General features: G+C 46.8%; 8 protein-coding genes and 1 pseudogene. 3 read left to right on the top strand and 6 right to left on the bottom strand.

All coding sequences use genetic code 11. The annotated features are described in order from the left end of the window. Positions 1 to 225: 225 nt before the first annotated feature. Both IQ270_RS26075 and IQ270_RS26070 read right to left on the bottom strand, forming a co-directional pair. Positions 226 to 588 (bottom strand): translation initiation factor, encoded by a 363-nt coding sequence (locus IQ270_RS26075; protein WP_193976069.1) that lies wholly within the window; start codon positions 586 to 588, stop codon positions 226 to 228. A gap of 108 nt (positions 589 to 696) precedes the next feature. After that, positions 697 to 1,203, bottom strand: coding sequence for a hypothetical protein (locus IQ270_RS26070; protein WP_193976068.1), 507 nt, complete (start codon positions 1,201 to 1,203; stop codon positions 697 to 699). A gap of 514 nt (positions 1,204 to 1,717) precedes the next feature. Here IQ270_RS26070 and IQ270_RS26065 point away from each other — a divergent pair. Further along, positions 1,718 to 2,236 carry a pentapeptide repeat-containing protein gene (locus IQ270_RS26065; RefSeq protein ID WP_193976067.1) on the top strand — a complete coding sequence of 173 codons (519 nt, stop codon included), beginning with the start codon at positions 1,718 to 1,720 and terminating at the stop codon, positions 2,234 to 2,236. A 506-nt stretch (positions 2,237 to 2,742) separates the two neighbouring features. Here the strand turns inward: IQ270_RS26065 and IQ270_RS32070 are convergent. Next, positions 2,743 to 2,865, bottom strand: coding sequence for a hypothetical protein (locus tag IQ270_RS32070; RefSeq protein ID WP_096830678.1), 123 nt, complete (start codon positions 2,863 to 2,865; stop codon positions 2,743 to 2,745). A 20-nt stretch (positions 2,866 to 2,885) separates the two neighbouring features. Here IQ270_RS32070 and IQ270_RS26060 point away from each other — a divergent pair, with 20 nt between their 5' ends. After that, positions 2,886 to 3,497 carry a DNA-3-methyladenine glycosylase gene (locus IQ270_RS26060; RefSeq protein ID WP_193976066.1) on the top strand — a complete coding sequence of 204 codons (612 nt, stop codon included), beginning with the start codon at positions 2,886 to 2,888 and terminating at the stop codon, positions 3,495 to 3,497. Between the two features lie 49 nt (positions 3,498 to 3,546). Further along, positions 3,547 to 3,846, top strand: a complete 300-nt coding sequence (locus IQ270_RS26055) for a hypothetical protein (protein ID WP_193976065.1) — start codon at positions 3,547 to 3,549, stop codon at positions 3,844 to 3,846. Between the two features lie 27 nt (positions 3,847 to 3,873). Here the strand turns inward: IQ270_RS26055 and IQ270_RS31495 are convergent, their stop codons facing one another. The 3 genes and pseudogenes from IQ270_RS31495 to IQ270_RS26045 form a co-directional block, all read right to left on the bottom strand. Beyond that, positions 3,874 to 4,107: a hypothetical protein gene (locus IQ270_RS31495; RefSeq protein ID WP_228056709.1), complete on the bottom strand. Its 234-nt coding sequence runs from the start codon at positions 4,105 to 4,107 to the stop codon at positions 3,874 to 3,876. Positions 4,108 to 4,585: 478 nt separating this feature from the next. Further along, a complete protein-coding gene (gene gcvP, locus IQ270_RS26050) occupies positions 4,586 to 7,537 on the bottom strand; it encodes an aminomethyl-transferring glycine dehydrogenase (protein WP_193976064.1) in 2,952 nt (983 codons plus the stop codon). 319 nt (positions 7,538 to 7,856) lie between these two features. Next, positions 7,857 to 7,962: pseudogene (locus IQ270_RS26045) on the bottom strand (glycine cleavage system protein H); the annotation flags it as partial.

The following is a 7,962-nucleotide window of genomic DNA, read 5'->3' as shown; positions in this document are numbered from 1 at the left end:
GGCTCTATAGCCCGTCCAGGACGGGCTATAGAGCCCATCCCACAATTATGTGTAAATTATTTAATTCGCGATCCTTACTTAGTTAAGGGTTTCAGACTCGCTACCCCCTCAAGATTTCCGTTTTCCGCTGATCTTTGGCTCACTATTGGTATTTCCCAACAAAAAAAACACCCCCGCAGGAGTGGTGTTGCTTAGCAACTAATTTTTCTAGCCAACTGATTCAACTCAAATAACTTCCTGATCCGCCGGGTCGCCGTAGGGGTCTTCGCTAGCCGGACGCACATTGCCGAACATTCCAGCATCAGCTACGTAGTCGGCCGGGTCGCCGTAGGGGTCTTCGCTGGCCGGACGCACGTTACCGAATTGTCCGTAGTCGGCCGGGTCGCCGTAGGGGTCTTCGCTGGCCGGACGCACGTTACCGAATTGTCCGTAGTCGGCCGGGTCGCCGTAGGGGTCTTCGCTGGCCGGACGCGCGTTCCCGAATTGTCCGGGATTTGGGCGAGCGTCATAATTGCCGTCAGGATCGACTTGCTCGCTGTCTGGCCCGACGATCGCATCTTTTAACTTGCGGAAAAATCCGTCTACCATGATAAAATTCCTCTGTTTTATGTGTGGAAAAACCGCTGTTTTAGATTGGGAATACCAGATTTCATTAAAAATCAAGGCAGCGACAATCTAAAATCTCAAATAGTAAGGCTACTGTGCCGGAACAGGACTTGTAGCTTCCGGCAAGCTTTTGAGGTCTCGGCCCGTAGTTTGGTTGTTGTACCCTTGAAATTCGCGGTAACGCTCTGCCTCGGCCTCGGGAACTTTAATTCCTTCAGGCGGGGGCGTTACCCAGTGAGCACGATTCTGGGCATCGCGGTAATAAACGCGACCATTTTTAGAAAGGTAATATTTTCCCTGCGGCCCCTGTTCTTGCTTGTTTTGGTGCTGGCGGTAGAGATAATAAAGGGCGGCTGCTCCGACTAAAGTAATCCCTACTTTTTGAGCATTGCTCAATCCTTTTTTTGCTTGCGGCGAAGGAGTGGGGACACCATTAGTTTGCACCCCTCCGGCGCGAGTGTCATCAACAGGAGGCGGGGGAGCGGAAGCTTGCTGGCTAGAACCGCAAGCAGTCGTCAAAAACGGAAATGTGAGCAGCGTCGTCAGCAGCAAAGCCATGAAGCGCGATCTTCTGGGTTCGGGTTTGATTGTGTTCATTGCCACTCCAAAGCGTCCGGATTGCAGATAGGGTGTGTTTTGGCGAAGTTGGGATACCTGAGCTGCTGCCAACTGTTTTGCAAGCAAATTAATCGATCGCACCAATTAAAAAATTAGTTGCCGATAACTTACAACGTAGGGCAGGTAAAGTATTTCCTTTCGATTTAATCATCCTCAAGTTTCTCTAAGATTGGCTCACTCCAGGGATATAAACAAAGTTTCTTTTATTTCAGTCCGCAGGTATATGCAAATGCGCCCCCTGGGCTCAAAATAAATTCCGTTTGCGGACAGAAAGCGAGCGGAGTGAAGCAGGCGGGCGCACTCTTGAAACTCAAAGCAGCACTGGCGGCAAGGGAAAGCAAGCGGGATTTATAAGTTCGGCCCTGTTTAATTGCGTATTCCTGCTAGTCTGATATGTAGGCAATTTTTTTGTAGAAATTCAGGAGAAGTCGATCGCACTCCTGTATTAATAATTAACCGCCAAAGAAAGCCGCCGCAGCTTTTATGAGTTTTTATGAAAATCAAAAATATAGTTACCGCAGGATTGTCGATCGCACTTTTATTCGCTGCCACCAAATACATACCTGATTTAAACCAGCAAAACCAAGTCAAGCAATTGCTCGAAACTAAACAGTGTCCCGAATGCAATCTCAGCAATGTCAACTTAAAGGGAATGGACTTGCAAGGATTTAACTTGCAGGGAGCAAACCTAGAAAATGCTAACTTATCAGGAACAAAACTGGCGAATGCCAACCTAAAAAATGCTAACTTGAATAAAGCCAACCTGACAGGTTCTGATTTGGGATGTAGCGGAATAAGTTTCAATGTTGATACTAACGGTCAAGCCAAAAATATGGATTTTAAAGTCAGTGCTGTACCGGAAAAGAATGACCCAGAAAATGCAGTAGTTGGTTTTAAGATTAAATCAACAGACCGAGGAACCACAATGCGTTTTAATCTTCCGGGATGCGCGGATTTCGAGAATGCTACAATGCAGCAAACTAAAATGCCAGATGGCCAGATTCACCCTTAATTGCAGCAAATATATAGCATTTCGAGTTCTCATATGAGATGCCGCTGGCCAAGGCGGGCATAGGCCTCCGCCGGCATACCTCACAACGCGATCGAACCGCTATAGCAATCAGCGCCACAATCATTTGTGAAATTCTTGTCAATCATTGAGTTCTCTGTTTGCTCAATCTCTGCGTCCTCTGCGGCCTCTGTGGTTCATCAAAAAAAAACAGGCATCTCAATAACAGACATCAGCGCCACAATCATTTGTGAAATTCTTGTCAATCATTGAGTTCTCTGTTTGCTCAATCTCTGCGTGCTCTGCGGCCTCTGTGGTTCATCAAAAAAAACAGGCATCTCAATAACAGACATCAGCGCCACAATCATTTGTGAAATTCTTGTCAATCATTGAGTTCTCTGTTTGCTCAATCTCTGCGTCCTCTGCGGCCTCTGTGGTTCATCAAAAAAAAAACCGCCGCCAGAGTGACAGGCGGCGGTTTTTTTTAAGCAACTAACAGTCACCTAAAATTAGTGAGCAGAACCGTTACCGTGATACTTGTCACTATCATAGAATCCGTTTTTTGTGCCGAAGAACAGACAGCAAACGGTGAAAACTGCCGTCAAAACTGCTAAAACTAACTTAACGTCCATAATTTACGGTCTCCGATTGAGTGAGTGCAAATACTCAGATTGTAGAATCTTTTTGGCTGGCGCGGCCGTCTACCAGCGTAGCGCCAGATTTGCTGGGCTGTACTCTGGTGCGGCAGTTTCCTGACGGTGAGACGATTCGGGGAATTATTGTTGAAACAGAAGCTTACAGCCCCGGAGATCCGGCTTGTCACGCTTACCGCCAGCGCACTCCTCGCAATCAAGCGATGTTCGGGCCTGCGGGTATCTGCTACGTTTACTTAATCTACGGGATGTATCACTGTTTTAACGTGGTGACGGATGTAGAGGGGGTTGCTAGCGGTGTGCTGATTCGAGCTTTGCAGCTAGATGCGCTTCCCAAGGGGTTCGCTGGAATTCCCGAAAAAAAGCGATCGCGCCTCGCCGCCGGGCCAGGGAAACTGTGTAAGGTGCTGGAGATCGATCGAACTTTCAGCGGTTTTCCCTTAGATGCAAATCACCCGCTGCGGTTGGAACACCGCAGCGAGGACTTTCAGCAAGCTGTCGAGGAGGGCACAATAAATTTTGTGCAAACTACGCGGATCGGGATTTCTCAAGGAATTGATTTACCTTGGCGCTGGTATGTAGGGAACTCTACGGCTGTGTCACAACTCTAGTAATCTCAAAGGTATCACTGTAAATTTTGTCGCTGATCTTAGTGAAATTATGGCTTACTCTTCTGAAAACCCGATCGTACAACTCAAAAAATGCCTCAGCCTGGTTCAGGATGTTAACACTCACGCCGAAGCGAACCGAGCCTTCGAGCAATTGTGCGGGATTATCGATGCTGAAAACCCAATGGCCGCGCAACTTTTGGAGATGCTGTGGGAAGAAGCAATCATGGCCAGACGATCGGCTTTATTTTGGCAGCAAATGAGTGATGTCGAGAAAGATATGGCCAATAGAATGATGGAAAATATGACGCAGATGCGGCAAAATTATTTGCGGTTGATGCAGGAAATGTAAGATTGGGGAATCGGGAATGGGTAATTGCTAATTGGTAATTGGTAATTGCCCGGACTTTGATCGCAAACGAGTAAAAGAAGTAGATTTAACTGGGGCTAAACTTAGAATCCACCAGGGAATATGTGCGTATTGAGCGCCCTCAAACCAAGTTAAAGTAAAAATCAGATAAGCAATAGCAACTGATTCAATGCCGTACACCGATGATTTCACCGCTAAACATACATAATATCCCCAAAGTGCCGTGCCAGCCAGCAGCCCCAAAATGCCAACAGATAAAGTAGTATCCAGAATCCAATTGTGAGCTTTGTAAATAGAAATTTCTCTAGTGCTGATTGTACCTTTTATGTTAATATAATTGTAAGTAAACTCATCGAGATTTACAACAATCGGAGTTACTTGAGGATTTCGGATGTAGGGATAGGCAATGCCCAGACCGTCAAATCCCCATCCAAATAGCGGGCGTTTTTTGATGCCGCGGGCCTATATGCTGTGCATCGCTATTAATTCCCACCATACTAAAAGTGACTTCATCCCTGAAGGATAAGAAATTTTGTATAGTAAATTGAATTAACATTATTTTTACCCATCAGAACGCATAGGATTACACTACTGTCAGCCACTATGGTAGCCTCAAACTGGTATTTAGGAGAAAAAATCTCCTAAATTACCAATTTTTGTGCAAATTTTATCTCTCTAGATGCAGATGTGGGGGATGGGAGAGGATTTAGACTCAGGGATTTCAACCTTGAGTATAAGCCTCCATTGGCAAACAAGAACAGACAAAATTACGATCGCCAAACGCATTATCTATCCGGCCCACCGCAGGCCAAAACTTATGTTCGCGAGTCCAAGCTGTCGGATAAGCCGCTTCGGCGCGAGTATAAGGACAATTCCACTCATCAACCATCAGAGATTCTGCGGTGTGAGGTGCATTTTTCAACACATTATTTTGCGCGTCAACATTGCCTTTTTCAATTTCCGCAATTTCGCCACGAATCGCAATCATCGCATCGCAGAAACGGTCTAATTCCTGCTTCGATTCGCTTTCCGTCGGTTCCACCATCACCGTACCCGCAACCGGCCAAGAAACCGTCGGTGCGTGATAGCCGTAATCCATCAACCGTTTAGCAATATCTTCGACTTCAATACCTGCGGTTTTCTTGAGAAGTCGCAAATCCAAAATGCACTCATGGGCGACTAAACCAGATTTCCCTTTATACAAAACTGGATAATAAGATTCTAACCGTTTTGCCATGTAATTCGCATTTAGAATTGCAACTTTTGTCGCCTCAGTTAAACCAACTCCTCCCATCATCCGAATGTACATCCAAGAAATAGTCAAAATGCTGGCACTTCCCCAAGGCGCGGCCGAAACAGCGCCAACAGTTGACTGTTGACTGTTGACTGTTGACTGTTGACTGTTAAGAAGAGAATGACTGGGCAAAAATTCTCCCAAATGAGACATTACTCCAATCGGCCCCATACCAGGGCCGCCGCCGCCGTGAGGAATGCAGAAAGTTTTGTGCAAATTCAAGTGACAAACATCAGCACCAAAATCACCGGGGCGACACAAACCCACTTGAGCATTCATATTTGCGCCGTCCATATAAACTTGTCCGCCGCAGTTGTGAACAATCTCGCAAATCTCTTTGATTTCTGACTCAAATACGCCGTGGGTAGATGGATATGTTACCATCAAAGCAGCTAGTTCATTTTTGTGCTTTTCAGCTTTTTTGTGCAAGTCAGAAACATCAATGTTTCCCTGAGAGTCGCAATCAACAGCAACTACTTTCATCCCCGCCATGACGGCGCTAGCTGGATTTGTGCCGTGGGCTGACTGGGGAATCAAACAAATATTCCGGTGAGATTCCCCGCGAGATTCATGGTATTGGCGAATTACTAACAAACCCGCATATTCACCTTGGGAACCAGCGTTTGGTTGCAAGGAAATTCCGGCAAAACCGGTGATTTCTGCCAGCCACTGTTCGAGTTGCACGAACATCATTTGATAGCCGCGAGTTTGATGGCTGGGTGCGAAGGGGTGAATCTTGCTAAATTCCGGCCAACTCACTGGCAGCATTTCCGCAGTTGCATTCAATTTCATTGTACAGGAACCCAAGGGAATCATCGATGTATTCAGCGATAAATCTTTAGCTTCCAAGCGGTGCATATACCGCAAAAGTTCGGTTTCTGAGTGGTGGCTGTTGAAAACTGGATGGGTGAGATAGCTGCTGGTACGATCGCAAAAATCTGGTAAAGTTAAATAAGAATTCAATGCGTCTGCATCCAGCGGAATGTTGAGAGCGCTCAGCCCTGGGGCCCTGACATAATCCTTATTTTGTGAAAAAATTTCCCACAATTCTTGCACGTCTTCAACTGTGACAGTTTCATCTAAAGTGATTCCCACTGTCGCATCATCAAAAACTCGGAGATTAATTTGGCGAATTTTAGCAGTTGCTAGAAGTTCTGACAGCGGTTTGTCTCCCAATTCTACTCGCAAAGTATCGAAGAAAGGTTGAGAACCAATTTTGTATCCGAAACTTGTTAAACCGGATGCCAAAAGTGCTGTTAAACTCCATACTTTCTCGGCAATGTCTCTGAGTCCTGACGGGCCGTGATAAACAGCATACATACTCGCCATCACTGCCAGCAAAACTTGAGCAGTACAAATATTGCTAGTTGCTTTTTCGCGACGGATGTGTTGTTCGCGAGTTTGCAATGCCAAACGCAGTGCTGACTTGCCGTTAGCATCTTTGGAAACTCCCACAATTCGCCCAGGAACTTGCCGTTTAAACTCTTCTCGGGTGGCGAAATAGGCTGCGTGGGGCCCTCCGAATCCGAGCGGCACTCCGAAGCGCTGGGTGCTTCCTACGGCTATGTCAGCGCCGAATTCGCCGGGGGGTGTGAGCAGGCAAAGGCTCAAAATGTCGGCGGCAACTGTGACTAAGGCGCCGACTTTGTGTGCCGATCGAATAAAATCGGTATAGTCGTAAATTGCGCCGTTTGTTGCTGGGTATTGCAGGAGTGCGCCGAAGATTGTACGATCGAACTCAAAGCTTTGATGGTCGCCGACAAGCACTTCAATTCCCAACGGCTTAGCGCGAGTTTGCACAACTTGAATCGTTTGAGGGTGGCAATCTTGAGCCACAAAAAACGCTTTTCCCTTATTTTTGCAGGCGCCGTAACTTACCGCCATCGCTTCCGCCGCCGCAGTCCCTTCATCCAGCAAAGAAGCGTTAGCAATTTCCAAACCCGTGAGGTCAATTATCATGGTTTGGAAGTTCAGCAAAGCTTCTAATCGCCCTTGGGCAATTTCAGCTTGGTAGGGAGTGTAAGCTGTATACCAACCGGGATTTTCCAGAATATTGCGCCCGATGACCGGGGGTGTGATGCAGTCGTGATATCCTGTCCCGATGTACGATCGAAATACCTGATTTTTTGCAGAAATTTCTTTCAATTGTGCCAAAGCAGCGTACTCGCTTTGTGCTTCGGGAAGCTGTAAGGGTGCAGAAATCCGAATCGCCGCCGGCACCGTTTTATCAATCAACTCATCAAGACTGGAAATACCCAAAACATTCAGCATTTGCTGGATTTCGCTGGGTGTCGGGCCAATGTGCCGCCCCGCAAAACCATTAATCGGCGAAAGGTTTTGCTGCTGGCTGGGTTCAACTTGAGGGCTGTAGAGTACCAAGGCGGATTCTCCTGAGTTAACTTTTGCTTCTTTGTTTGTAACATTTTGCAAAAGAAGAGGGGAGATTTTCTCTGTCTCTCAAAGTCCGACCGTTTGATCGTTCGGAATGCAAGTCCTTCGATTATAAGGACTTTCATTCCTCACTACGAACCTTTTTTCTTATGGATAATCGGCCTGACATGATATCACAAGATAAAGGGGATAGCAAACTCGGATTTGGTATCAGTCGTCTTGAGACGACTTGTGCTATTAGCCCGGGATTTCAACCCCTGGCGGATTGTGGAATTATCAACCAGCCCCATTCCCCATTCCCTATTCCCTATTCCCCTTCCACCATTTGGCGATACTTCTCGGCAGATAAAGCGTCGTCGGCTTCGCTAAGATTGTCAACGCGCACTTTCAGCAGCCACCCAGCGCCATAGGGG

Source organism: Microcoleus sp. LEGE 07076 (genome assembly GCF_015207455.1).
Taxonomy (GTDB): Bacteria; Cyanobacteriota; Cyanobacteriia; order Cyanobacteriales; family Microcoleaceae; genus Microcoleus.
The sequence above is the reverse complement of the archived record's forward strand: the minus strand, read 5'-3'. Positions and strand labels throughout refer to the sequence as shown.

What these genes read in the sequence shown, in the direction of transcription:
- IQ270_RS26075 (WP_193976069.1), bottom strand. Translation starts at nt 588, where the DNA reads ATGGTAGACGGATTTTTCCGCAAGTTAAAAGATGCGATCGTCGGGCCA.
- IQ270_RS26070 (WP_193976068.1), bottom strand. Translation starts at nt 1,203, where the DNA reads ATGAACACAATCAAACCCGAACCCAGAAGATCGCGCTTCATGGCTTTG.
- IQ270_RS26065 (WP_193976067.1), top strand. Translation starts at nt 1,718, where the DNA reads ATGAAAATCAAAAATATAGTTACCGCAGGATTGTCGATCGCACTTTTA.
- IQ270_RS32070 (WP_096830678.1), bottom strand. Translation starts at nt 2,865, where the DNA reads ATGGACGTTAAGTTAGTTTTAGCAGTTTTGACGGCAGTTTTCACCGTT.
- IQ270_RS26055 (WP_193976065.1), top strand. Translation starts at nt 3,547, where the DNA reads ATGGCTTACTCTTCTGAAAACCCGATCGTACAACTCAAAAAATGCCTC.